Source organism: Aromatoleum toluvorans, assembly GCF_012910905.1.
Lineage (GTDB): Bacteria > Pseudomonadota > Gammaproteobacteria > Burkholderiales > Rhodocyclaceae > Aromatoleum > Aromatoleum toluvorans.
The window spans coordinates 22,875-45,074 of record NZ_WTVN01000024.1 but is presented as its reverse complement, the minus strand read 5'-3'; the positions used below and the strand labels follow the sequence as shown (position 1 = coordinate 45,074).

Genomic DNA, 22,200 nt, shown 5'->3' with positions numbered 1-22,200 from the left:
CTAAGGAGACATATCCATGAAAACGACCACATGCAAGCAGTGCGCAAATTTCTTTCCTGTCCCCCCAGGCGCAGATGACTACGAAGCGGGCAAGGCAGATTGCGTGCGGCAAAAGGAAGATGAAAAAGGCAAATACTGGCTCTCCAGGCCGATCTTCGAGAACAGCACGCAATGCGACGCGTTTTGCGCGAAGCGATAAACATAATATTGGAGGAGACGGAAATGAATGACATCGCAAGCGCCAAGGTTCTGGAATACAAGGGGAAGGCGCTCCAGTTCACGCCGGAAAATCCGGCAGAAGCGAAAATTCCGGTCGACGAGCTGCACGAGCATTTGCAAAAGCCTTCGACCGCAAGAACCAAGCGTCTGAAGGAGCGTTGCCGCTGGAAACATGCATCCGCCGGCGAGTTCATCGAAAAGAGCGTCACGGCCGGCATCGAGCGCATGCGCTATCTGACCGAAGCGCACAAGGCCAGCGAAGGCCAGCCGGAAGCGATCCGTCGCGCGCTCGGCCTGGCGAACGTCCTGAACAAGTCGACCCTGGTGCTCCAGGAGGACGAATTCATCGTCGGCTACCACGCCGAAGATCCCAACATGTTCCCGCTGTATCCCGAACTTTCGCACATGGCCGTGCAGGACTACCTGCGGAGCGATTACTCGCCGCAGCCGGCCGACGAGGCGGCGGCGATCAACGAGTACTGGAAGCCGCATAGCCTGCAGAGCAAGTGTCAGCCCTATTTCGATCCGGCAGACCTCGGGCGCATGTACCAGGTGAGCAGCATGGAGGCGCCGTCCTTCGCTTCCGGTTACAACAGCATCGTGCCGCCCTACGAAACCGTGCTGGAAGACGGGCTGCTGGCGCGCATCAAGCTCGCCGAGAAGCATATCGCCGAAGCCCAGGCCGACATGTCCACCTTCCCGTGGGACGGCACCAAGGGCCTCGACAACATCGCCAAGATCGACAACTGGAAGGCGATGGTCATCGCCTGCAAGGCGGTGATCAGCTGGGCGCGCCGGCAGGGCCGCCTATGCAGGATCGTCGCCGAGAACTTCGAGACCGATCCGAAGCGCCAGGCCGAGCTGCTCGAAATCGCCGACATCTGCCAGCGCATTCCCGCCGAGCCGTGCAAGGGCCTCAAGGACGCGATGCAGGCGAAATTCTTCACCTTCCTGATCTGTCACGCCATCGAACGTTACGCGAGCGGCTACGCGCAGAAGGAAGACACGCTGCTGTGGCCGTATTACAAGGCCTCCGTCGTCGACAAGAAATTCCAGCCGATGAGCCACATGGATGCGGTGGAACTGGTCGAGATGGAACGGTTGAAGATTTCCGAGCACGGCGCCGGTAAGTCGCGCGCCTACCGCGAAATTTTCCCGGGCTCGAACGATCTGTTCATCCTCACCGTCGGCGGCACCAACGCCAAGGGCGAGGATGCGTGCAACGACATGACCGACGCCATCCTCGAAGCGGCCAAGCGCATCCGCACGGCCGAGCCCTCGATCGTTTTCCGCTATTCGAAGAAGAACCGTGACAAGACGCTGCGCTGGGTTTTCGAGTGCATTCGCGACGGTCTCGGCTATCCGTCGATCAAGCACGACGAGATCGGCACGGCGCAGATGAAGGAATACGCCAAGTTCAGCCTCAACGGCAACGGCGCCACCGACGAGGAAGCCCACAACTGGGTTAACGTGCTGTGCATGTCGCCCGGTATCCACGGCCGGCGCAAGACGCAAAAGACCCGTTCGGAAGGCGGCGGCTCGATCTTCCCGGCCAAGCTGCTCGAAATCACGCTCAACGACGGCTACGACTGGTCGTACGCCGACATGCAGCTGGGCCCGAAGACCGGCGATCTCTCGTCCCTGAAGACTTTCGACGACGTCTGGGAGGCCTTCCGCGAGCAGTATCAGTACGCGATCAACCTGTGCATCAGCACCAAGGACGTGTCGCGCTACTTCGAACAACGCTTCCTGCAGATGCCCTTCGTGTCCGCGATCGACGACGGCTGCATGGAACTCGGCATGGACGCCTGCGCCCTGTCCGAGCAACCCAACGGCTGGCACAACCCGATCACGACGATCGTCGCGGCGAACTCCCTCGTGGCCATCAAGAAGCTGGTGTTCGAGGACAAGAAGTACACGCTCGAACAGCTCAGCCAGGCGCTGAAGGCGAACTGGGAAGGCTTCGAGGAGATGCGCGTCGACTTCAAGCGGGCACCGAAGTGGGGCAACGACGACGACTACGCCGACAGCATCATCACGCGCTTCTACGAGGAAATCATCGGCGGCGAGATGCGCAAGATCACCAACTATTCCGGTGGTCCGGTGATGCCGACCGGTCAGGCTGTCGGACTGTACATGGAGGTCGGTTCACGCACCGGCCCCACGCCCGACGGCCGCTTCGGGGGCGAGGCGGCAGACGACGGCGGCATTTCTCCCTACATGGGCACCGACAAGAAGGGGCCAACGGCGGTGTTGCGCTCGGTGTCCAAGGTACAGAAGAACCAGAAGGGCAATCTGCTGAACCAGCGTTTGTCGGTACCGATCATGCGCTCCAAGCATGGTTTCGAAATCTGGAACTCGTACATGAAGACCTGGCACGACCTGAATATCGACCATGTTCAGTTCAATGTCGTCAGCACGGACGAAATGCGTGCCGCGCAGCGCGAACCCGAGAAGCATCACGACCTCATCGTTCGCGTCTCGGGCTATAGCGCCCGGTTCGTCGATATTCCGACCTATGGGCAAAACACGATCATTGCCCGTCAGGAACAGGACTTCAGCGCATCCGATCTCGAATTCCTGAACGTCGAAATCTGAGACAAGCCATCAATCAGAGGGGCAGCGTTCCGCTCCCCTCTGTCTTGAATCGCACAAAAAGATATTGGAGACAAATCATGCAAGCAGAAAAGAGCCTACAAAATCAGCCGCACACGGAAGCCGGAACAGCCAGGCCGTGCCGGAGCTGCAAGTGGCAAACCCCCGATCCCACCGATCCGCACCGCGGCCAATGCACCGCCAACCGTCACGCGATGGGGGGCGTCTGGAAACGCTGGCTGAGGGACGTCGAGAACACGACCTGTTCCCGGCATGAGGAAGGAAAACTGAGCTTCCGCGACCACGTCTGAACATCGGACGAATGTTGCTCACCTCTCGATGAGAGTAAGAAAAGATCATGAAAACTTCTTCTAGCGCAAATGGCCTGTTCGTCCCGGAAGTTGACCCTTACTACTATGTAAGTACGGAAAACCAGAGCTTTCTCGATAAATTCTCGAAGATATCCAAAAAGCATCCCGTCAATGTCCTGGTGGTCGGGAAGCAGGGTTGCGGGAAGTCTTCGCTGGTACGGCAATACGCTGCCGTCAATGGGCTGCCTTTGGCGACTTTCCAGATCGGCATCCTGTCCGAGCCGGGGCAATTGTTTGGTGAATACGCGCTCGAGAACGGGGAGACCCGCTACAAGCAGTTCCTCTTCCCTCAGGCGATCCAGACACCCAACTGCGTCATTCATCTCGAGGAGATCAATCGCCCCGAGCACCCGAAGGCGTTGAACATGCTGTTCTCGATCCTCTCCGATGATCGTCAGGTGTGGATGGACGAACTGGGACTGCTGCAGGTGGCGCCCGGGGTGGTGTTCTTCGCGACCCTCAACGAAGGCGCCGAATTCGTCGGCACCGAGCTGCTCGACCCGGCCCTGCGCGACCGCTTCTATGTCACGACGATGGATTTCCTGCCGAACGAAGTGGAAATCGAGGTGCTGGAAAAGAAGACCGGCGTGACGCATGAACAGGCGAGGGAAATCATCACGGTGGCGAACAGCATTCGCGCCAATGCCGACCTCGGCGTCGACGTTTCCACACGCAAGATCCTGATGCTCGGCGAGATGATCGCCGCCGGCGGCACGCTGCGCGAAGCCATCGTAACGAGCCTGCAGACCGACAAGAAGACGCTCGAATCGGTCCTGCTGTCGCTGCACGTGAATCAGGGGAAGGTGGAAAAGAGCAAGACGGAATACGTTCAATACATCGCCGCCTAGGGTCTTCCTGCCATGAGCTACGACACCACGCTCCGCCTGATGAACGACGCCGGGGACGTCAAGCGTTTCGTCATTCCCGGCGAGGAGGGCTATTCGGATTTCTGGCGTCGCGACAAGTCGCCGATCGAATCCGTCGAGTTGGTGAAGCTATTGGTCGCCATTCGCAAACTGTCGACTTTCATCGGCCGCAACGTCGGAGAGATCGTCTGGTCGGGAATGGAGCGCGACAACGCGCTCGCCCTCGATCCGACACCGATCATGGGGACGTATCCGGTGCCGGCGGGAAAGACCGATCTGATGGTCGGCATCATGGTGCAGGAAGCCTACAAGCGCGTCGAATGGTCCGAGCGGCTGCACGAAATGTTGAGGCTGCGCGTGCAGCCGCCGACGCAGTACGAATACAAGTTCGACATGTTCTTCAGCGTGTGCGAGTCGGTCTACGTGGACGGCCTGGCGAACAAGAGCGTGCTCGGCTATTACGCCGAGGTGGCACGCGACTGGCGTATCACCAAGACGCTGAAGAGCCTGATCAAGCCCCCCACCCTGTCCGAGATGCTGCACCTGTGGTGGCGTCTGGCGGCCCACCGCGATCCGGAACTCTACAAGAACGGCCACAGCGATCTCACGCTGGGCGGCCTGGTCATGCGCGGCAGCCTGGACCAGTACTACAGCAAGCCGATGCAGACCATGAACAGCATCGTGCCGGCGCTGCGCGAAGACTGCCCGGCCCTCCCGAGCGTGAGCGACCGCTGCGATCTCCGCCTCGATCTCTATGAACAGCTCTGGCGCGAAGTGCTTGGCCACATCCGCTTCTGGCCCGGCGACCGCAGCGACCGCTTCATGATGCCCGACATGGGCGAAGACGAGGAACTGGCCCGGGAAGAGGCCGAGCAAGCGGCCGTCAAGGCCACCATCGTCAATTACGCCAACCTGATCGAGGCGGCGCTGCCGCAGAAGAACCGCGATTACACCGATCAGATCAAAGGCAACGTCGCAAACTTCGAGAACGTCGCGCGCGTCGAGGGCAACGACATCGTGATGCTCGCGCGCAACCGCGTCGATCGCCAGCTGTTGCACAAGCTCGAGCAGGTGGTGCGGAACGCCACCGATCGCCGCAGCGTTTTCAACCGCGGCCTCAGTTCGGGGAAGATCCACAGCCGCCGGCTTTACCGCGCCCACACCACCGGTGCGGTATTCCAGCAAAAGAAGCACGAGTTCGACATGCGCAAGAATGTCGTTCTGCTGGTCGACGCGACCGGGTCGATGGCCGACCCGACTCATTGGGACCAGGCGGAGATGATCTACCAGACGCTGTTCACGGCGATCCTGGAGTACACCAGCAACGCGCGGCTGTTCGCCTACAACGAAGTCAGGAACGCCTGCCGCATCACCGAGATCTATCGTGGCGGCCGCATGCTGACGGTGCTGCCGCACGGCAGGACGGCGTCCGGGGAAGCCATCATCGCCACGGCCTTGAAGACCCGCATCCCGGGAAAGAAAACCCTGCTGGTGCATATCACCGACGGCGCCTCGAATTGGGGTTGCGGCGTGGCCGATGCCATCAAGTACTGCAAGGGCAACGATGTCAGCCTGCTCACACTGGGCGTCAGCTGCAGTCTGTCGGCCAAACAGTCACTGCGCGACGAATACGGCAGCCTCGTGAAGTTCGTCGACAAGACCGAGCAATTGCCCAAGTTGTTTGGCGAATTGATCATCAGCGAGATGCGTGAGTCGAGGGCGCAGCAGCAATGAACGCGTCCCTGCTCGACCACATCCTGGCAGCCGAGTGGCAGATGTTCGTCCGTGTCAGGAGCGCGCGGCACGCCCCCTGCCAGAGCGCCCCCGACAACTTCAAGACAATCCGTTCCAGCCTGTTCGAGACCTGGACGCGGCCAATGCTCGCCTCCTATCTGGCCGACCTGGAACAGGCCGAGGCCGCCGGACGTAACCTGCTCGCAGAAAAATACGCGCGCATGGACAAGCTGATTCCACCACTGTCAGACAATCCGTTGATCGACATCATCGTCACCGTGGAAAGTAATTGGCAGGAAGAGTTGGAACGCCGCTATCCCGCCCTGTATCGGCGCTGTTGCCGCAGCATGGATGAAACCGGCGACGGCCGGAACTTCGGAATCTATCTCGGCTGCGAACTGGAAACCTACGGCGACCATACCTTGCAGCTGTATTTCGAGAATATCGAGGCCGCCGTCGCCGCCAACCGCAATCTCGCGGTCGAGGCTCTGCATCGGCTGGTCTGCAAGAACGGCTATCGCGACGTGGATCACGCCGAGAGCGTGCTGAAATACGGAGAAACGGCATGAACATCGACGTCAGGCTGAATCTGCTCGGCGTACTGGGCATCAAGCAAAGCGAGCTCGCCCTCGACACCCCGGCGGACGCCACGGTCGCAACATTGATCGGCTTGATCGATCAGCATAATCCGGGCTTCGCTGCGGCGCTGTCGAACGCCGACGGCGGCCTCTCACCCCAGTTCGTCGTCTTCATCAATGGTCGCAATGCTGTTCACCTCGAAGACATGAAGACCCGACTGAACGCCGGCGATGTCGTCAACGTGATTCCGGCCATTGCCGGCGGCTGAGCGGGAGGCGCCACATGATCGTCGATCGGCCGGAATCGCACTTCATCTTCGTCGTTCCCCTGGATCACATCGAGTACCGATACAACTACATCGCCCTGCGCGGCGAGCCGCTGACCAACAAGCAATATCTCGAGCACTGGGGAAAATGGCTCGTGTTCGGCCTGCGCGAGGAAGTCGAGGAACTGGCGAGGAAGCTCGATCCCTATGTCGAGGAAAAGAAAATTCCCGCTGTCAAATACGACCGCAAGCTGATCACCGAATTCCAGCTCAACCGCTGCGTCATGTGCGTCTATTGCCACGACGAAACCAGGGACGAGGTCTGGGAAATCCTGGCCGCATTGGGCGTAAGGGACAAGGCCTGGATGTATGAACGGGAGACGCTGGAGAAATGGCTGCCCGGCGGCGTCAATCTGGAGAAATGGATTGAGGGGCGCGGGCTGGATCATGAACATGCCGAACGCGTGCGCGCGGATGCACGCGCGAAATTTAGGAAGATGTTTGCCGACGAGAATGAAATTTTCACCGGCGTCTATCAATAATCTGAACCGCGTTCGGCCCTCGGCCCGCTGAAGGCCCGGACGCCGCTTTGCCTATGCCCCTTCCCACCCCCGGCCGAGAAACCGCGTGGATCGCCGCACGCGCCGGCGAATCGCGCTACGTCCTGTCCGAGCACGTGATCCGTTCGCTGATGGCGGGGCACATTGCCGTGCCGCAAATCGAAACAGCCCTGCGCTCCGGCCGCATCATCGAGGAGCACCGGCACTCCGGGCGGGATCCGGCCTACCTCCTGTGCGCGGTCCACGAGCGCAAACCGGTGCATGCAGTCGCAGCGCCACGCACCGACGGCTGGCTCGCTGTCATCCATGCCTACGTGCCCGCGCCCCCTTTCTGGCGCACGGCCCTGCAGCGTTCCCCCGGAGATCCGGCGATGTCCGATTCGACCACGACCTGTTATTTCTGCGGCGGCGCCATCAAGCAGGTGACTGTCGGCAATTTCGACTACCGTCTGGAAGGCCGGATGTATGTCATCAAGAAGGTGCCCGCCGGCCTGTGCGAGCAGTGCGGCGAGAAATACGTCGCTGCCGAGGTCGGGCGACGCCTGAATGCGCTGATTGCCGAGCAGGCCTTTACCGGCAGCGAGACAGTTGAAGTAATCGATTACGCGATTGCGCCATGAACGGTTTGACGCTCGCCGAACGGTATTTCGACCGTTACGGCCGGGACCTGCTAGCCGGCGAATTCGCCGCGTGGCGCGACCGCATCGCTGCCGGGCTCTCCGGCGACGGCTCGGACTGCCTCGGTTTCGACGACGAGCAATCGCGCGACCACGATTGGGGGCCGGGATTCTGTCTGTGGCTGAGCGAAGACGATTACGCGGCGATTGGCGCGTCGCTGCAGCAAGCCTACGACCGTCTGCCGAAGTTCTTCGACGGCTTCGCACGCTCGACCACCGAATGGGGCGAAGGGCGCGTAGGCGTGCTCCAGACCGGAACCTGGTACAAGCAGTACCTCGGCCATCCGGACGGCCCACAGACGCTTTTCGATTGGCTGCGCATCCCGGAAAAGTACCTCGCGGCCTGCACCTCCGGACGCGTCTTCCGCGACCCGCTCGACGATTTCTCGCAGCGTCGGCGGCGCTTGCTCGCGTTCTATCCCGACGACGTCCGGCTCACGAAGATCGCCGCGCGCTGCATGTCGATCGGCCAGGCGGGCCAGTACAACTTCACGCGCGCGCTCGTCCGCGGCGAAGCGTTCGTCGCGCAATATGCGGAAACCTCGTTCTGCAACGATCTGATGTCGCTGGTCTATCTGCTGAACCGTCGCTATGCGCCGTATTACAAGTGGCGGCACCGCAGCCTGCCGGCACTGCCGCGACTGGGCCGCATCGTGCATGAGCGGATCGCCGCGATGATGTCCACGGCCGACGCGGACGAGAAGCGCGAGCACATGGACGCGCTGTGCGCAGTGACCGTGGCCGAACTGCAGGCCGAAGGGCTGACCGGTTCCGACAGCCCCTTTCTCGTCGATCACGGTCCGCTCATCCACGAACACATCCAGGATCCGGCCCTGCGGCGCCTGAGCGTACTGGTGGGCTGAAGCACCACCGGGGGAGTCCCATATGTCTAAACGGGTATTGGTGATCGGGGGCAGCTATTTCTGCGGGCGCGTCTTTGTCGAGGAAGCGCTGAAGCTCCCGGGCGCGGAGATTCATGTGTTCAACCGCGGCAACCTGCCCTTGCGCATGGACAGCGTCACCGAGCATGTCGGCGACCGCGAGCGGGCGGGACAGGTGCGCGACGGGATTCCGGCTGGCGAATGGGCCGCGGTCGTCGACTTCTGCGCCTACACGCCGGCGCACGTGGAGACCCTGCTCGACAACCTGCGCGGAACGGTGCGGCAGTATCTGCTGGTCAGCACCACGACCGTCTACCGCAAGGGGGGGCGCCTGCCCTTGGACGAGAACGCGCCGACTCTCGACGGTCCGCAGCCGGAACTGGGCGAATATGCCGAGTACGGTTATCAAAAATGCCTCGCCGAGCAGGCCGCGCACCGTGCTTGCGAGCGGCTCGGCATCGCACTGACGGTGCTACGGCCGGCCATCGTCTACGGCTATTACAATTACGCGCCGCGCGAGACCTACTTCTTCGACCGCCTGCGCAACCGCGAGCCCATCGTCGTTCCCGAACCGGATACGTCCGTGTTCAACTTCGTCTGGGTCGTCGACATGGCGCATCTGATCTGGCAGTGCATCGGCGAGCCGCGCGCGTTCGGCGAAACCTTCAATCTGGCCTCGGGCGAGCCGGTGTCCTACGCCCGCATCGCCGAAGTGCTGGGCGAAATCACCGGCAAGGCGGTCGAGACGCTCCACCTGCCTGTCGCGGAGATCGCGCGCCGGAACCTTACGCTGCCCTTCCCCATCGACGAGGATCTGGTCTATGACGGCGCAAAGATCGACCGCCTGTTCGACTTCGAGCACACCCCGTTCCGCACCGGGCTGCGCGAAGCCCTCAAGTACTACTTGACGGTAAAACGGCGCGAGGCGGCCGCAGCCGGCGTGCAATGAACGCCGACCTGATCCTGGACAACCTTGTCGCCTTCACGCCGGAGTGGATGGCCGGGAGACGCGGCGATGACCTGATCGCGATCCGGGACGGCCGCATCCTGTACGTCGGCGACCGCGCCGCGCGCCCCACCCTCACCGGGCCGCACACGAAACTCGTCGACTGCCGGGGCGCGACCGTCATTCCCGGATTCAACGACGCGCACTGCCATCCGGTCGCCTTTGCGATGACGACGCGCTACATCGATTGCTCGCCGCTGCGCGACATCGCCGGCCTCATCGACGCACTACGATCCCGTGCGGCCACGACGGGTTACGGGCACTGGCTGCGGGCGGCCAATTGCGACCCGGCCCGCCTCGCCGAGCAACGGCTTCCGACGCGCTGGGAACTCGACCTCGCCGCCCCGGGGCAGCCGGTGATCGTGGTGGAGCACGCCGGGCAGCACTGCGTGCTCAACAGCCGGGCACTGGCGCTGTGCGGCATCGACGAAACGGCGGAGTCCTCCGATGCGGGGAGCGTACACCGCGATCCAACAACCGGCCGCCTCAACGGCATCGTCTCGGGCAACCATGCGCAGGTGGCCGCCGCAATCCCACCCCTTGCCTCCGATGAGATCGAAGCGGGCCTGCGCACGGCCGACCGCATCTTCCTCGAATCCGGCATCACGTCCTTGCAGGACACGAGCTGGTCGAACACGCCCGCACACTGGCACGCGATGGCCGATTACAAACGCCGCGGCCTCGTCAGCCCGCGCGTATCGCTGTGCGCGGGCGCCGACAGCGTGGCCGAATTCGCCGCGTCGGGGATGCGTACTGGCAGCGTCCATCCCGACTGCCCGCCCGGCGAGTTGCGCCTAGGCGCAGCGAAAATCGCGCTCGACGAAAGCACGGGCGACGCGAACCCGCCGCAAGACCTGCTCGACGCGGTCGCGCTGGCCGCCCACGGCGCCGGCTTCCAGCTCGCCTTCCACGTGCCGGACCCCACGCTGCTCGACCGCTCGCTGAACACGCTCGCGTGGCTCGACGCCGCCGGCCTCGCGCCCCGCCTGCGCCCGCGCTTCGAACACTGTCCCGCCTGCCCGCCCGAATGGATGGACCGCGTCGCCGCGAGCGGTGCGGTCGTCGTCGCGCAGCCCGCACTACTGCCGCTGGCCGCGCCCGCGCTGCACGCGCGCGCACCGGACCCGGCACGGCCCCCGCTGTTTCCATTCCGTTCGTTCCTGCATCACGGCATCCCGCTCGCGTTCGGCTCCGACGCGCCGCTCGTCCCCTGCGCGCCGCTCGAAGGCCTGAAAGCGGCCGTCACACGACGTGACGCTGCGGGGTACTGCGTTGCGCCGGAGGAATCAATCCCCCTCGCCGACGCGCTGCGCCTCTATACCTGGGGCGGAGCGTATGCGGCCGGGGAGGAGGATGCGACGGGAACGATCGAAGCGGGCCGGCGTGCCGACCTCGTCCTTGTCGAAGGCGCGGGAGAGTGGGCGACGCCCGACGATCTCTCGCGTGCGCAGATCGTCATGACGCTGATCGGCGGGAAGATCGTCTGGGCGCGATAACCGCGCCCAGCATCGGAAGATTCGGAGAGCGCTCACGGGACGATGACGAAATCGGGATTGGCGACCGCAAAAGCCGCCTCGCGATCCGGAGCCGGCGGATAAATCCATTTCGTCGTGATTTCGCGCTTGAGTGACTTGGCATCGTCCCGCACCAGGGAGACTTGCTGGTCCCAACCCTCGGTGTAGAGTGCACCCCAAGGGCCCAGGTCCAGGCACGTCACATACTTCGGCTGGCTATAGGCGTGCAGCGGCAGACCGACCAGTTCCGCGGCCGCGTTATGACCGGCGACGCGGCCGAGACTCATCGCGTGCTGGCAGGACATCAGGGCGAAGTGGCCGAGATCGTCCGAGGCCGCGCGGGCGACATCGCCGGTCACGAAAATATCGGCCGTACCGTGGGCATGCAAGCAGGCGTCGGCGACCAGCCGGCCGAGTCGATCATGTTCTCCGGGTATCTGAGCGGCCAGGGCATGCGCCCTTGCACCGGCAGTCCAGACAATGGTGTCGCTCTCGACACGCTCCCCCGACGACAGCTCGATGCCCTGCGCGTCGATCGACGCGACGGCGGCACCGACCTTGAACTCGACGCCGCACTCGCCAAGCGCCTCCTCGACCACGGCGCGGGCGGCGGCGCTCAGGTGCGGGGCGATAGTCGATGCCTGCTCGACCAGAATGACCCGGATTCCCGCATCGTCACCCAGCACTGCCTTCAATCGCCCCCCCATGTCCGCCGCAGTCTCGATGCCGGTCAACCCGCTTCCTGCGATCACCACGGTGTTGCGCGCCTTGGTCGGCGAACGGGTCGGCAGCGATTTGATGTGGGCTTCGAGTTTCCGCGCATTTTCCAGTTGGTCCACGTTGAACGAATGTTCGTGGAGGCCCGGAATGGGCGGTGTGAACAGCTGGCTGCCCGCGGCAAGCACGAACTTGTCGTAGTGCATCGGCACCGCGTGGCCATCGGCCCCGGCAACGGTGACCTGGTGCGCGTCAGACCTGATTTCGGTCACGGTGCCCGCCACGTGCTGCACGCCGACCGCGTCGAGCAAAGGCTTGATGTCCGGGTTCATGTCCTCGATCGCCGCCTCATAGAGACGGGGGCGGATCACGAGGTTCGCGGAAGGTGAAACGACGGTGATGGCGACCTCCACTTCCTTCCCCGCCAGCGCGACCGCGCGAGCAGCCGAGATCGCGGCCCAGGTGCCGGCGAAGCCCGAGCCGGCGATAAGGATGTGTTTTCGCATTGCTGTTTTCCTTTTCAGAATTCCGGACGAAGGAATCCCTGCCGCGTAGGCGCGACAGCACGCTCACGGCCCGTCCGGCGAAGGACCGTGACTCAGATCTGAACGGTGTTGTTGGGGGAGCCCCGCCTGGGTCGTGTCAGGAAGGCGGCTTGGAGGCCTTGGGGGGACGTCCCGGTTTGCGGCTCTCGATACGGTCGCTGACCCAGTCGTGGACCTTGACGATGAATTCGGCGGGCGCCTTGCGCTCGAAGGAGGTGGCGACATCGGCCAGGGTATTCGCGGCCAGCTCTGCCCGCATCGCCTGTTCGGCCTTCAGCATGACGGCGTGGATCGCGCAGACGCCAGAGACGGCCCACTGGGGAGCCTCGTCATCGAAGACTGCGCAGCGATCCCGGATTTCCTGGCAATCGAACAGCGGCTTTTCGCCTTCGATGGCATCGACGATCTGAAGAAAACTGATCTGCTCGGGCGGTCGTGAAAGGCGGTACCCGCCACGAACGCCTTCGTTCGCGACGACGATGCCCGCCTTTTCCAGCTTCGGCAGGATCTTTGCCAGGAAACTGGAGGAGATCCCCTGCAGGTCCGCGAGGTCCCGGCTGCTCAGGGCTCTGCCGTCGGAGCCGGCGAGCCACAAGAGACAATGGATCGCGTATTCAACGCTGGTTGTGATGTGTGCCATAACCAGGACTGTATAACTCCGCGTTTAACTGCGCAAGAAAAACGTGGAGCCACACAGTCGCAGTTATTGATTCACGCCACCTCAGTCAGCGCTGCGCAGGGATTAAGCGCATACCGCCCCGTCAATGAGGCCTCGCCGAGGACATGCCCCTGGATGGCCCGTAGCACATCAGGGCCGGTGAATCGCCCTTCGACCGGGCAGCGCTCCAGATCCACGGCGTACAGCGTGAACACGTAACGGTGCACGCGCTCGTCGTTCCACGGCGGGCACGGACCGTCGTAGCCAAAGTAGTCGCCCGCCATGTGCGCGTCGCCGGCGAAACCGCGCGTGAAGTCGTTGAGTCCGTGCCGCGCGCCGAACCGCGTCGCTGGGCCGGGTTTACCGCGCGGCATGACGCCGCTCGAGAATTCGCCCTCGGCAAACCCGCGGCACGCGGGGCGCAGATCGACGAGCACCCAGTGGAAGAAATCGATCCGCGGCATCGCCTCGGGAATCACGAAGTCCTCGCGATTGATGTGCTCGAAACGGCTCGGCGCGTCGGGATCGTGGCACGTGAGCACGAAGGATCGCGTACCGGCCGGCGGATCGCTCCACGTCAGGCCGGGATTGCGGTTGGCGCCGAAGCGAAACCGCCGTTCAGGATCGGCCATCGCGAAGGCGATGTTGTCCGGCAGGCGCCGGTTGTCGTCGAAACTGCTGGTCAGACGCATGATGTGTCTCCCGCATGCGGAGCGGCCTTCGTCGGGCCGCCCCGCCCTTCAGGTCGTGCCGCCGGTCACGCGCCGCGGAATTCCGGCGTGCGCCGTTCGCCGAAGGCCTTGAAGCCTTCCTTGCGGTCCTCGGTATCGCGCAGCACGCCCCACAGCAGGTGCGAATACAGGATGCCGTGCTCGAGCGGCATGTCCTTGCCGAGCACCGCGGCCTGCTTGGTCGCCTGCACGCTCAGGGGCGCGGCACTGGCGATCTTCTCCGCGTACGTGCGCGCGAGGTCCGCGAGGGCCGACGGTTCGACGACGTCGCTGACGAGCCCGTAACGCAGCGCCTCTTCGGCCGAGATCATCTCGCCGGTAAGCAGCATCTTCATCGCAACTGCCTGCGGCACCGCGCGCGGCAGCGCCTGCGTACCGTTCAGCCCGGCGAGGCTCGCTACCTTCACTTCGGTAAGCCCGAACTTCGCGTTTGACGACGCGATGCGCATGTCGCACGCGAGCGCGATCTCGAGCCCGCCGCCGACAGCGTAGCCATTGATCGCGGCGATGATCGGCTTCCACATCTTCATGTGCGGCAGCAGGGGCTGACCTTCGCGCAGGTAGGTCGCTGCCATGCACTCGGTCGGCGGCGGCGCCTTCTTCATGTCGGTGCCGGTGCAGAACGACTTCTCGCCCGCGCCGGTCAGCACGGCAACGCGGATGTCCGGGTCGGTGCGCACGCGCGCCCAGATTTCGGCCAGATCGGCGATCGACTCCGGGTCCAGCGAGTTCATCGCCTCGGGGCGGTTCAAGGTGACGTAGGCGACGTGATTCTTTACTTCCAGCGTTACCGGCATTGCTGTTCTCCTTTCGTTCTTGTGTTCTGTGACGGCTCACGCCGCCATGAAGGGGCTGTAGGTCGTGCCGTCGCTCAGCAGCTTCTTCGCGATCGACATGCGATGGATTTCGGAGGCGCCCTCGACGATCCGCCAGATGCGCACCATGCGCGCCACGTATTCGACGCCCAGTTCGCGCGACAGGCCGAGCCCGCCGTGCAGCTGGATCGCGCGGTCGGCGACACGCGTGAGCATTTCGGTCGCGGCGATCTTCAGCGAGGACGCTTCGATGCGCAGGTCCTTGTGTCCCTGATCGGACTTCCATGCGGTGTAGTAGAGCTGCAGGCGGACCTGCTCCAGTTCCATGGTCGAGTCGGCGATCCAGTTCTGCACCGTCTGGCGTTCCGCGAGCGGCTCGCCGAAGGTCTTACGCAGGTTCGCCTGGTCGATCATCATCTGGATCAGCCGTTCGGCCATGCCGGTGCAATGCGCCGCGAGCTCGATGCGCCGCACCCCGAAGCGGTTCTGCAGCGGGATGAAGGCGTCGCCGACCTCGCCCAGCACCGCTTCATCACCGACGCGCACGTTGTCGAGATAGACGGTCCAGGACGGCATCGCGCCGATGACCGGAATCTCGGCGCCGATGCGCAGTCCCGGCGTGTCCTTGTCGAGGATGAAGGCGGTGAAGCGCCGCTTGGTCGGCGCCTCCTTGTCCGTCACGGCAATGCAGATGAAGAACAGGTTGTCCTTGTCGCATTTGCTGATGAAGATCTTCGACCCGTTGATCACCCACTTGCCGTCCTGACGCACGGCGGTCGTCGTGAGGCCGCTGATGTCGGAGCCCGCGCCCGGTTCGGTGGCCATCATCGCCGAATCGATCTCGCCCCGGCAGTAGGGGCCGAGAAGCTTCTCGCGCTGCGCGGCGGTGCCGCATTCGTTGAGGTAGTAGAGGTTCGGGGCATCGGGCGGCAGCGTGAAGCCGTGATGCGAGAAACCGACGAGCGACTTCGACATTTCCTCGACGACCAGGGTCTTGGCGAACATGCCCAGACCCTGGCCGCCGAACTTCTCGTCGACCTCGATGCCCCAGAAGCCCATGTCCCGGGTGATGTTCATCAGACGCTCGTGATCGGCCTTCGGCAGCAGCGTGTACCCGTCGGTCCACATCCGCATCTCCCGCTCCAGCAGGACCTTCTCAAGGGGCATCAGCTCGTTGGTGGTGAAGCGCCTGGCCACGTCCTTGAGCATCGTCTGTTCTTCGGATAGGGAAAAATCCATGTCTCGTCTCTCGTCCTGTATTTATCGGATCCCGGCCGCCGATACCCGCCTTCAGTCGGCGTCCGAGCGCATCAACAACTCGATCTTGTCCGCGATCGTTGCGCCACCATTGCTACGGCATTTCTCCGCGGCCACCCGCACCCCGTCCTCGAACACGGCCATCAGTGCCTCGCGAATCGTTGCGCCGTCGTGGCAGCCGGCCACCATCAGGCAGGCGGCATAGGGGTGGTATTCGCCGACGGCTACGGACATGCCGCACTCGGGGCACTCGTACACCGAAGATCCGGCGGGCACGTATCTGGCAGTCCCGGCTTGCCGCGCTTGTTGCTCATACATGATTCGTCCTCCTCCTGGCTGGAATTGCGGCCCCGGCGCGTTTCGCGTCATTGGCCGCCCACATCACTGGCCGACAGTGCTCACACCAACACTTCCTGACTGACCAGATCCTCGATTTCATCCTGCGAATAGCCCAGCTTCCCGCCCAGCACCTCGCGCGTGTGCTGCCCGATCGACGGCGCGGCGGTCTTCATTTCCAGCGGCGTGCGCGAGAACACGATCGGCGCGCGGTTGTAGAGCGTGATGCCGACCTCGGGGTGGTCGAGGTAGGCCCAGAAGCCGCGGCTGCGCAGTTGCTCGTCCTCGATGGCCTCGCGCGCGTCGCGCACTTCGCCCGCCGGAACGCCCGCCTTCAGCAGCGCTTCCATCAAGTGGTCGCCGTGTTGCGTAGCCGTCCAGCACTCGATGCGCTCGTCGAGTTCGGCCACGTGGCGGCGGCGCGACTCGCTCGTCGCAAAGCGGTCGTCCTCGGCCCAGGGGGGATTGCCCATCACGCGCCGCATCGCCGCCCACTGCGCGTCGTCAAAGACCGCAATCGCGATCCATTTGCGGTAGCCGAGGGTCGTATAGACGCCGTGCGGCGCGGCTTGTGGATCGCCGTAGCCGAGCGGGCCGAGCGTCTCGCCGTTGGCCGCGAAGGCCATCGGCGCGCTCGGGGTCATGCAGATCGCCGAATCCAGCTGCGAGATGCTGACGGTCTGGCCGCGGCCGGAGACCTCGCGCTCGAGCAGCGCCGCCATGATCCCGAACAGGGTGTGCGTCGGCACCATCACGTGGTCCGTGTAATTCGTGCCGGTGCCGAACGGCGGTTTGCCTGGGAAGCCCGCGCGCGCTGTCAGGCCGCACAGCGCATTCAGGTTCACGCCATAGCCCATGAATCGACTGTGCGGCCCCTCGATGCCCTGCAGGCTCATCGTGACGTAGATCGCCCGCGGGTTGATCTCCCGCACCTCGTCCCAGCCCAGCTTCCACTTCTCCATCTGCCCGACGCGGAAATTGTTGATGACGATGTCGCTCTGGGCGATCAGCCGGACGGCGACGTCCCGCGCGCGCGGGTTGTTCATGTCGAGCGCGATGTCGCGCTTGTTGGCGTTGCGCGCGGCGAAGTAGCCGCTGCGGTCGAGGCCGGTGCCGATACCGTCCTTGAACGGCTCGCCGCGACGCAGCGTGTCCGGCCGCTTCACGCTCTCGATCTTGATGACGTCGGCGCCGCACTGTGCCAGCACGCTCGTGGCGATCGGCCCCGCGCCGACCCACGAGAAATCGCACACGACGATGCCCTCCAGGGCCCGCTCAATGCTGTTCGGCATATACCGCTCCCACCCGTACGAGTTTGTCGATCTCGAATGCCGAATAGCCGCATTCGGCGAGTATTTCCCGCGTGTGCTCGCCGATCCGCGGTGCGTTGCGCCCGAGCTGCCACGCCAGTTCGCCGAATTCGTACGGCGCACCGGGATAGGTGATGTCCGCCCCCAGCGTGTCGTTGAACTGCGTCTGCCAGAAATTCCTGTGCATCAACTGCGGGTTGGCGAGCAGATCCTGTCCATCGCTGACCGGTGTCACCGCGACGTTGAAGCGCTGTGCGATCTCGTACAGATGGGCCTTGCTGCGGGTTCGCGTGTAGCGCTCGAAGACACGGCAGAAAGTCGCGTAGCCCGCCTCCGAAGTGCGGTACGCATAATCGATCCACCGGTCGTCGTCGAAGACCTGCCACTCCTCGACGCCCTCGGCTTCCATCCAGCGCACGAAGGGCGTCCACATCTCCTTGTTGCGCCCCATGATGGCGACCAGCGCGATGTAGCCGTCGGCGCATGGATGCAGCGTCGCGCTGCCGGCCTCGCGTCCGCGCCCGCGCCGGATCTTGCCCTCGAGGTCCCAGAACTGCGCGGCGTTCTCGAGCGCCATGGCCTCGGCCTCGATGCAGGCGACGTCGACCACCTGCCCCTTGCCCGTGCGCTGTGCGCTGAACAGCGCGATCGCGCTGCCCACGGCCGCATACGCCTCGGCCATCCGGTAGGCCTGGTTGTCGGGTGCCCGCACGGGCTTGTCGCCGTTGACGCCGGCGAGATAGAGAAAGCCGCTCAGCGCCGAACAGGTCAGGTCCGAGCCGGGATAGGCCGCCAGCGGACCGGTGCGCCCGAAGGGCGTGATGGACGTCTGCACGAGGCGGGCGTTGTCCTTGCTCAGCGCTTCCCAGGACAGCCCGCTCCCGTCCAGCCAACCCGGGCGGCAGCTTTCGATGAGCAGGTCGGCGTCGCGGCACAGCCTGCGGAACACCTCGCGTCCCGCCTCGTTCTCGAGATCGAGCGCGAGGCCGCGCTTGCCGGCGTTGTAGTAGAGGTACGGCAGGCTCGCCTGCACGCCCGGGTCGTTGTGGAAAAACGGGCCGACGCGGCGCAGCGGGTCGCCTGCGGGCGGCTCGACGTGGATGACGTCGGCACCGAGGCCGGCGAACATCTTGGCCGCGTAGGGACCGAGTTCGCCCGTCATGTCCAGCACCCTGAATCGGGAAAAGTTCTGTGCCATCTCACATTCCTCCAGCCGCCCGCGTCCCTCGCTCAACCCGCGAACAGGCTCCGCCCGCCGCACACGTACAGCACCTGTCCCGTAACGAAGCCGGTTTCGTCGTCGGCGAGGAACAGCAGGGTGTTCGCGATGTCGTCGGGATCGCCGAGCTTGCCGGTCGGCTGGCGCGAGAGCAGGAACTGCTGGTTCTTCTCGGGCAGCTCGTCCCACATCGGTGTGTGGATGAGGCCCGGCGCCACGCAATTGACGGTGATTCCGGAGCGTCCCAGCTCGATCGCCAGCGACCGCGTCAGCCCCACGACGCCCGCCTTCGCGGACGAATACGGGGCCTGGCCGGCGCCACCGAGCCAGGCGCGGGAGGCGATATTGACGATGCGTCCGTGGCCGTTCTCGACCATGTGCCCATGGACGGCCTGCGAGCACAGGAAGGTGCCCTTCAGATTGACGTTGATCGTGACGTCCCAGTCCGCCTCGCTGAGCTTGCGCAGTGCGCCCGCCCGCTCCATGCCTGCGTTATTGACAAGGATGTCGATGCGCCCGAAGGCGTCGACCGTCTGCTGCACCATGCCGTCGACCGCCGCCTTGTTGCTGATGTCGGCGACCGCGCCGAGCACGCGATGGCCCATCCGCGTGAACTCCTCGACCGTCGAACGCACCTTCTCCGCGTCGATGTCGTTGATGACGACCGCGGCGCCCTGCTCCGCAAAGCGCAGCGCCGTCTGCTTGCCCATGCCGCTTGCCGATCCGGTGATCAGCGCGACCCTGTTCCGAATACCCATTGCCGCCTCCCTGATCAGATCGACATCGAAAAATAGGCGCTCTTGCCGCCGCAGACGAAGAGCGTCTGCCCGGTGACGTATTTGGAGCTATCGGCCGCCAGGAACCCGACCGCGTTCGCAACATCCGCGGGCGTACCGATCCGCTTCACCGGAATCCCCCCGACGAGCGTCTCCCGCTCGGCATCCGTGACAGTCCCGCTATCGACGTCGCCCATCACGACGGTATTCACCGTCACGCCGTCGCGCGCCGACTCCAGCGCCAGCGCCCGCGTCAGTCCGAACAGGCCCGAGCGCGCGGCAGCGACGTTGGCGGTCCGGGCGAGTCCCAGGTAGTTGATGTCGCTGATGGCGACCACACGCCCGAAGCCGCCCTTGCGCATCGCCGGCACGACCTCGCGCAGGTAATGGAACGGGCCCGCGACGCCGGCTTCGAGCGCCACGCCGACGTCCGCGTCCGAAATTTCCTCCAGCGCCTTCGCCGCGAGCACGCTCTCGTTCTGCACCAGGATGTCGATCCGCCCGAAACGCGCCATCACTCGCGCGACACTTTCGCGGATCTCCCCCGGGTCTGCTGCACGGGTCATGACCGCAATCACCGGCACGCCCCGGTCCACAAGCCGCGATGCGATCCGGTCGAGCCGGCCGGCGTCCGAGCCGGTCAGCGCGATCTGCGTGCCGGCGTCCGCCAGGCGCATGGCCACCGCCTCGCCGACCGGATCGTCGGCATTGACGATCAATGCCACCCTTTCCCTGCCTTTGGTTTCCATCTCGTATCCCCCCGCTTACCAGTCGCTCACCAGCATGTGCATCGTGCACGCCGCGTGCTCCGTGCCCGACAGCCCCCCGCCCGTCACATGAGTCATGGCCACGCGGGGCACCGGATCGACCTGGTAGCCCGGACATTGATTGCGCATCTGCTTGACGCTCGCGGCGATCTGCGCCGCACCCGAGGCGCCGATCGGATGTCCGTACGAGAGCATTCCGCCGCGCGGACTGACGACGCACTTGCCGCCGTGCGTCGAGTTGCCGTCGCGCAGGAACTTCAGGCCTTCGCCCTTCGGGCACAGCCCGAGGCATTCGTAATAGAGCAGTTCGGCAATCGTGAAGGCGTCGTGCAGTTCGACGATATTCACGTCCTCGGGACCGATGCCCGACTCCTCGTAGAGCTGGTGCGCGGTCTCTTCCGTGATGTCGTCGCCGGTGATGTCGCGCGGCCGGTTGTGGTACGGCCCGGAACGCACGACCGACCCGGCCACCAGAATCGGCTTCTGGATGCCGAGCTTCTTCACCATCTGCTCCGAGCACACCACGATCGCGCCGGCGCCGTCGGCGATGCCGCAGCACTGCTGCAGCGTCAGCGGCGACGCGACGACGCGCGACTTGACCACCTCCTCGACCGAGATCTCGCCCTTGAACCAGGCATAGGGGTTGTTGGTCGCGTGGCGGCGGTTCTTCACCGTGATCATCGCGAGGTCCTCGGCCGTCGCGCCGGTCTCGTACATGTAGCGCTGCGCGCGCATCGCATACTTGCCAGTCATGACCGCGCCGTGCACCGTTTCGATGTCCGACATCGCCGTGGCAAAGGCCGTACCTTGCGCCATATGCAGCGTGTGGTTCTCGCAGCCGATACCGATCGCCACATCGGCGAGACCCATCGCCACGTCCCGCACCGCCAGATGCACCGCCATGCCGCCTGCCGAGCAGGCGCTTTCCACCGTCATGATCGGAAGATGGCCACACATGCCCAGATCCTTGAGCACGGTCTGCCCGACGACCATTCCGTTGGTGCCGTTACCGACATAGGCGCTCTGCACCATTGTCGGACGGTCGATATTCGACGCTTTCAGCGCCTCGAATGCAGCGGAGCGACCGAGCACATCGAAATCGACTTCGTGTCGCCCGAATTTCGTCTCGCCTACCCCGGCGATATAAACCTTGCGTTGCAATTTCATATTCGTTCACCCGGTGGAAGATTAGGCTTTGCGGAACTTGTAGCTGATCAGCGGTATGCCGTCGCGGTTGTCGCGCACCGGCCCGACCGTCAGCTCGACCTCTTCGTCGCAGCGGAAGCTGCCGGGTTCGCCTTCCAGCTGCGCGAAAATCCGCAGGTTTTCGGGCAAATCGATATAGCCGAACGAATATGGCGTTTTCATTCCAGCCTGGCCGATGAAATTGTCGGAGAAGCTATAGAGCTTTCCGCGCCGGCTGAGCGGCACGACCTCGAACTCCTCGCCCCAGCAGCTCGGGCACGGGCTCAGCTTGGGAAAATCCAGTTGGCCACAACCCTTGCAGCGATAGCCCTTCAGGTACGGCGCCTTGCCGTCTGCAGGGACTTCGAGAAGGTCCGGATGAAAGAAGGTGATATCCGGTTTCTTTTCCGGCTTCTTGTTCGGCTTTTGATCTGACATGACGCCTCCACAGCATTAGTTTCGTCTTCAACGTGGATTCAATTAGACGCGCCGGGCTGCGCTGCAACAATTGGTGCGGACACCTAACGCCTAAGGGGCTACCCTCACCTGCAGGTGCAAGGCGGAAACCGCGGTCGACTGGTCGTTTCAGCGATCCGGCCGCAGCTCCGCCGATCTCC

24 protein-coding genes are annotated in these 22,200 nt (G+C 64.0%); 12 read left to right on the top strand and 12 right to left on the bottom strand.

What is annotated here, in order from left to right; genetic code table 11:
• Positions 1-16 precede the first annotated feature (16 nt).
• From GPA22_RS15230 to GPA22_RS15175, 12 genes are all read left to right on the top strand, one after another.
• On the top strand, positions 17-199 hold the full coding sequence (locus tag GPA22_RS15230) for a benzylsuccinate synthase gamma subunit family protein (protein ID WP_169256919.1): 183 nt from the start codon (positions 17-19) through the stop codon (positions 197-199).
• A 23-nt stretch (positions 200-222) separates the two neighbouring features.
• Positions 223-2,817 (top strand): glycyl radical protein, encoded by a 2,595-nt coding sequence (locus GPA22_RS15225; RefSeq protein WP_169256918.1) that lies wholly within the window; start codon positions 223-225, stop codon positions 2,815-2,817.
• A gap of 77 nt (positions 2,818-2,894) precedes the next feature.
• Complete coding sequence (locus GPA22_RS15220; RefSeq protein WP_169256917.1) at positions 2,895-3,125, top strand: benzylsuccinate synthase beta subunit family protein; 231 nt, start codon at positions 2,895-2,897, stop codon at positions 3,123-3,125.
• Positions 3,126-3,172: 47 nt separating this feature from the next.
• The gene (locus tag GPA22_RS15215; protein ID WP_169256916.1) at positions 3,173-4,033 is read left to right on the top strand and encodes an AAA family ATPase; all 861 of its coding nucleotides are present in this window, start codon (positions 3,173-3,175) and stop codon (positions 4,031-4,033) included.
• 12 nt (positions 4,034-4,045) lie between these two features.
• Positions 4,046-5,785 (top strand): vWA domain-containing protein, encoded by a 1,740-nt coding sequence (locus GPA22_RS15210; protein ID WP_246264422.1) that lies wholly within the window; start codon positions 4,046-4,048, stop codon positions 5,783-5,785.
• Positions 5,782-6,354 carry a DUF4125 family protein gene (locus tag GPA22_RS15205; RefSeq protein WP_169256915.1) on the top strand — a complete coding sequence of 191 codons (573 nt, stop codon included), beginning with the start codon at positions 5,782-5,784 and terminating at the stop codon, positions 6,352-6,354. The genes GPA22_RS15210 and GPA22_RS15205 overlap by 4 nt, the downstream gene beginning before the upstream one ends.
• A complete protein-coding gene (locus GPA22_RS15200) occupies positions 6,351-6,632 on the top strand; it encodes a MoaD/ThiS family protein (RefSeq protein ID WP_169256914.1) in 282 nt (93 codons plus the stop codon). Before GPA22_RS15205 ends, GPA22_RS15200 begins: the two co-directional genes overlap by 4 nt.
• A 14-nt stretch (positions 6,633-6,646) precedes the next feature.
• Positions 6,647-7,171 (top strand): hypothetical protein, encoded by a 525-nt coding sequence (locus GPA22_RS15195; protein ID WP_169256913.1) that lies wholly within the window; start codon positions 6,647-6,649, stop codon positions 7,169-7,171.
• Between the two features lie 53 nt (positions 7,172-7,224).
• Positions 7,225-7,809, top strand: a complete 585-nt coding sequence (locus GPA22_RS15190; RefSeq protein ID WP_169256912.1) for a DUF4258 domain-containing protein — start codon at positions 7,225-7,227, stop codon at positions 7,807-7,809.
• On the top strand, positions 7,806-8,729 hold the full coding sequence (locus tag GPA22_RS15185; protein ID WP_169256911.1) for a DUF4037 domain-containing protein: 924 nt from the start codon (positions 7,806-7,808) through the stop codon (positions 8,727-8,729). Before GPA22_RS15190 ends, GPA22_RS15185 begins: the two co-directional genes overlap by 4 nt.
• Before the next feature lie 22 nt (positions 8,730-8,751).
• Positions 8,752-9,696 carry an SDR family oxidoreductase gene (locus GPA22_RS15180; RefSeq protein ID WP_169256910.1) on the top strand — a complete coding sequence of 315 codons (945 nt, stop codon included), beginning with the start codon at positions 8,752-8,754 and terminating at the stop codon, positions 9,694-9,696.
• Complete coding sequence (locus GPA22_RS15175; protein WP_169256909.1) at positions 9,693-11,249, top strand: amidohydrolase; 1,557 nt, start codon at positions 9,693-9,695, stop codon at positions 11,247-11,249. The genes GPA22_RS15180 and GPA22_RS15175 overlap by 4 nt, the downstream gene beginning before the upstream one ends.
• 32 nt (positions 11,250-11,281) lie before the next feature.
• Here the strand turns inward: GPA22_RS15175 and GPA22_RS15170 are convergent, their stop codons facing one another.
• The 12 genes from GPA22_RS15170 to bbsA all read right to left on the bottom strand — a co-directional run bounded on the left by GPA22_RS15170 (position 11,282) and on the right by bbsA (position 22,021).
• Positions 11,282-12,490 carry an NAD(P)/FAD-dependent oxidoreductase gene (locus GPA22_RS15170; RefSeq protein ID WP_169256908.1) on the bottom strand — a complete coding sequence of 403 codons (1,209 nt, stop codon included), beginning with the start codon at positions 12,488-12,490 and terminating at the stop codon, positions 11,282-11,284.
• A gap of 136 nt (positions 12,491-12,626) precedes the next feature.
• Positions 12,627-13,169 carry an RrF2 family transcriptional regulator gene (locus GPA22_RS15165; RefSeq protein WP_169256907.1) on the bottom strand — a complete coding sequence of 181 codons (543 nt, stop codon included), beginning with the start codon at positions 13,167-13,169 and terminating at the stop codon, positions 12,627-12,629.
• Positions 13,170-13,240: 71 nt separating this feature from the next.
• A complete protein-coding gene (locus GPA22_RS15160) occupies positions 13,241-13,879 on the bottom strand; it encodes a YbhB/YbcL family Raf kinase inhibitor-like protein (protein WP_169256906.1) in 639 nt (212 codons plus the stop codon).
• Positions 13,880-13,944: 65 nt separating this feature from the next.
• On the bottom strand, positions 13,945-14,715 hold the full coding sequence (locus GPA22_RS15155) for an enoyl-CoA hydratase/isomerase family protein (RefSeq protein WP_169256905.1): 771 nt from the start codon (positions 14,713-14,715) through the stop codon (positions 13,945-13,947).
• A 36-nt stretch (positions 14,716-14,751) separates the two neighbouring features.
• A complete protein-coding gene (locus GPA22_RS15150; protein ID WP_169256904.1) occupies positions 14,752-15,972 on the bottom strand; it encodes an acyl-CoA dehydrogenase family protein in 1,221 nt (406 codons plus the stop codon).
• Between the two features lie 51 nt (positions 15,973-16,023).
• Positions 16,024-16,224 carry a hypothetical protein gene (locus GPA22_RS15145; RefSeq protein WP_169256903.1) on the bottom strand — a complete coding sequence of 67 codons (201 nt, stop codon included), beginning with the start codon at positions 16,222-16,224 and terminating at the stop codon, positions 16,024-16,026.
• Between the two features lie 164 nt (positions 16,225-16,388).
• Entirely contained in the window at positions 16,389-17,618 is a 1,230-nt protein-coding gene (locus GPA22_RS15140) for a CaiB/BaiF CoA transferase family protein (RefSeq protein WP_169256902.1), read from the bottom strand.
• On the bottom strand, positions 17,602-18,834 hold the full coding sequence (locus GPA22_RS15135) for a CaiB/BaiF CoA transferase family protein (protein WP_169256901.1): 1,233 nt from the start codon (positions 18,832-18,834) through the stop codon (positions 17,602-17,604). Before GPA22_RS15135 ends, GPA22_RS15140 begins: the two co-directional genes overlap by 17 nt.
• 32 nt (positions 18,835-18,866) lie before the next feature.
• Positions 18,867-19,613 carry an SDR family NAD(P)-dependent oxidoreductase gene (locus GPA22_RS15130; protein ID WP_169256900.1) on the bottom strand — a complete coding sequence of 249 codons (747 nt, stop codon included), beginning with the start codon at positions 19,611-19,613 and terminating at the stop codon, positions 18,867-18,869.
• A 14-nt stretch (positions 19,614-19,627) separates the two neighbouring features.
• A complete protein-coding gene (locus tag GPA22_RS15125; protein ID WP_169256899.1) occupies positions 19,628-20,380 on the bottom strand; it encodes an SDR family NAD(P)-dependent oxidoreductase in 753 nt (250 codons plus the stop codon).
• Between the two features lie 15 nt (positions 20,381-20,395).
• Positions 20,396-21,565, bottom strand: a complete 1,170-nt coding sequence (gene bbsB, locus GPA22_RS15120; protein WP_169256898.1) for a benzoylsuccinyl-CoA thiolase subunit BbsB — start codon at positions 21,563-21,565, stop codon at positions 20,396-20,398.
• A 21-nt stretch (positions 21,566-21,586) separates the two neighbouring features.
• The gene (bbsA, locus tag GPA22_RS15115; RefSeq protein WP_169256897.1) at positions 21,587-22,021 is read right to left on the bottom strand and encodes a benzoylsuccinyl-CoA thiolase subunit BbsA; all 435 of its coding nucleotides are present in this window, start codon (positions 22,019-22,021) and stop codon (positions 21,587-21,589) included.
• Between the last annotated feature and the right edge of the window lie 179 nt (positions 22,022-22,200).

Bases quoted from the DNA above. Each gene is read 5' to 3' on its own strand.
- GPA22_RS15230 (WP_169256919.1), top strand. From the start codon at position 17: ATGAAAACGACCACATGCAAGCAGTGCGCAAATTTCTTTCCTGTCCCC.
- GPA22_RS15225 (WP_169256918.1), top strand. From the start codon at position 223: ATGAATGACATCGCAAGCGCCAAGGTTCTGGAATACAAGGGGAAGGCG.
- GPA22_RS15220 (WP_169256917.1), top strand. From the start codon at position 2,895: ATGCAAGCAGAAAAGAGCCTACAAAATCAGCCGCACACGGAAGCCGGA.
- GPA22_RS15215 (WP_169256916.1), top strand. From the start codon at position 3,173: ATGAAAACTTCTTCTAGCGCAAATGGCCTGTTCGTCCCGGAAGTTGAC.
- GPA22_RS15210 (WP_246264422.1), top strand. From the start codon at position 4,046: ATGAGCTACGACACCACGCTCCGCCTGATGAACGACGCCGGGGACGTC.
- GPA22_RS15205 (WP_169256915.1), top strand. From the start codon at position 5,782: ATGAACGCGTCCCTGCTCGACCACATCCTGGCAGCCGAGTGGCAGATG.
- GPA22_RS15200 (WP_169256914.1), top strand. From the start codon at position 6,351: ATGAACATCGACGTCAGGCTGAATCTGCTCGGCGTACTGGGCATCAAG.
- GPA22_RS15195 (WP_169256913.1), top strand. From the start codon at position 6,647: ATGATCGTCGATCGGCCGGAATCGCACTTCATCTTCGTCGTTCCCCTG.
- GPA22_RS15190 (WP_169256912.1), top strand. From the start codon at position 7,225: ATGCCCCTTCCCACCCCCGGCCGAGAAACCGCGTGGATCGCCGCACGC.
- GPA22_RS15185 (WP_169256911.1), top strand. From the start codon at position 7,806: ATGAACGGTTTGACGCTCGCCGAACGGTATTTCGACCGTTACGGCCGG.
- GPA22_RS15180 (WP_169256910.1), top strand. From the start codon at position 8,752: ATGTCTAAACGGGTATTGGTGATCGGGGGCAGCTATTTCTGCGGGCGC.
- GPA22_RS15175 (WP_169256909.1), top strand. From the start codon at position 9,693: ATGAACGCCGACCTGATCCTGGACAACCTTGTCGCCTTCACGCCGGAG.
- GPA22_RS15170 (WP_169256908.1), bottom strand. From the start codon at position 12,490: ATGCGAAAACACATCCTTATCGCCGGCTCGGGCTTCGCCGGCACCTGG.
- GPA22_RS15165 (WP_169256907.1), bottom strand. From the start codon at position 13,169: ATGGCACACATCACAACCAGCGTTGAATACGCGATCCATTGTCTCTTG.
- GPA22_RS15160 (WP_169256906.1), bottom strand. From the start codon at position 13,879: ATGCGTCTGACCAGCAGTTTCGACGACAACCGGCGCCTGCCGGACAAC.
- GPA22_RS15155 (WP_169256905.1), bottom strand. From the start codon at position 14,715: ATGCCGGTAACGCTGGAAGTAAAGAATCACGTCGCCTACGTCACCTTG.
- GPA22_RS15150 (WP_169256904.1), bottom strand. From the start codon at position 15,972: ATGGATTTTTCCCTATCCGAAGAACAGACGATGCTCAAGGACGTGGCC.
- GPA22_RS15145 (WP_169256903.1), bottom strand. From the start codon at position 16,224: ATGTCCGTAGCCGTCGGCGAATACCACCCCTATGCCGCCTGCCTGATG.
- GPA22_RS15140 (WP_169256902.1), bottom strand. From the start codon at position 17,618: ATGCCGAACAGCATTGAGCGGGCCCTGGAGGGCATCGTCGTGTGCGAT.
- GPA22_RS15135 (WP_169256901.1), bottom strand. From the start codon at position 18,834: ATGGCACAGAACTTTTCCCGATTCAGGGTGCTGGACATGACGGGCGAA.
- GPA22_RS15130 (WP_169256900.1), bottom strand. From the start codon at position 19,613: ATGGGTATTCGGAACAGGGTCGCGCTGATCACCGGATCGGCAAGCGGC.
- GPA22_RS15125 (WP_169256899.1), bottom strand. From the start codon at position 20,380: ATGGAAACCAAAGGCAGGGAAAGGGTGGCATTGATCGTCAATGCCGAC.
- bbsB (WP_169256898.1), bottom strand. From the start codon at position 21,565: ATGAAATTGCAACGCAAGGTTTATATCGCCGGGGTAGGCGAGACGAAA.
- bbsA (WP_169256897.1), bottom strand. From the start codon at position 22,021: ATGTCAGATCAAAAGCCGAACAAGAAGCCGGAAAAGAAACCGGATATC.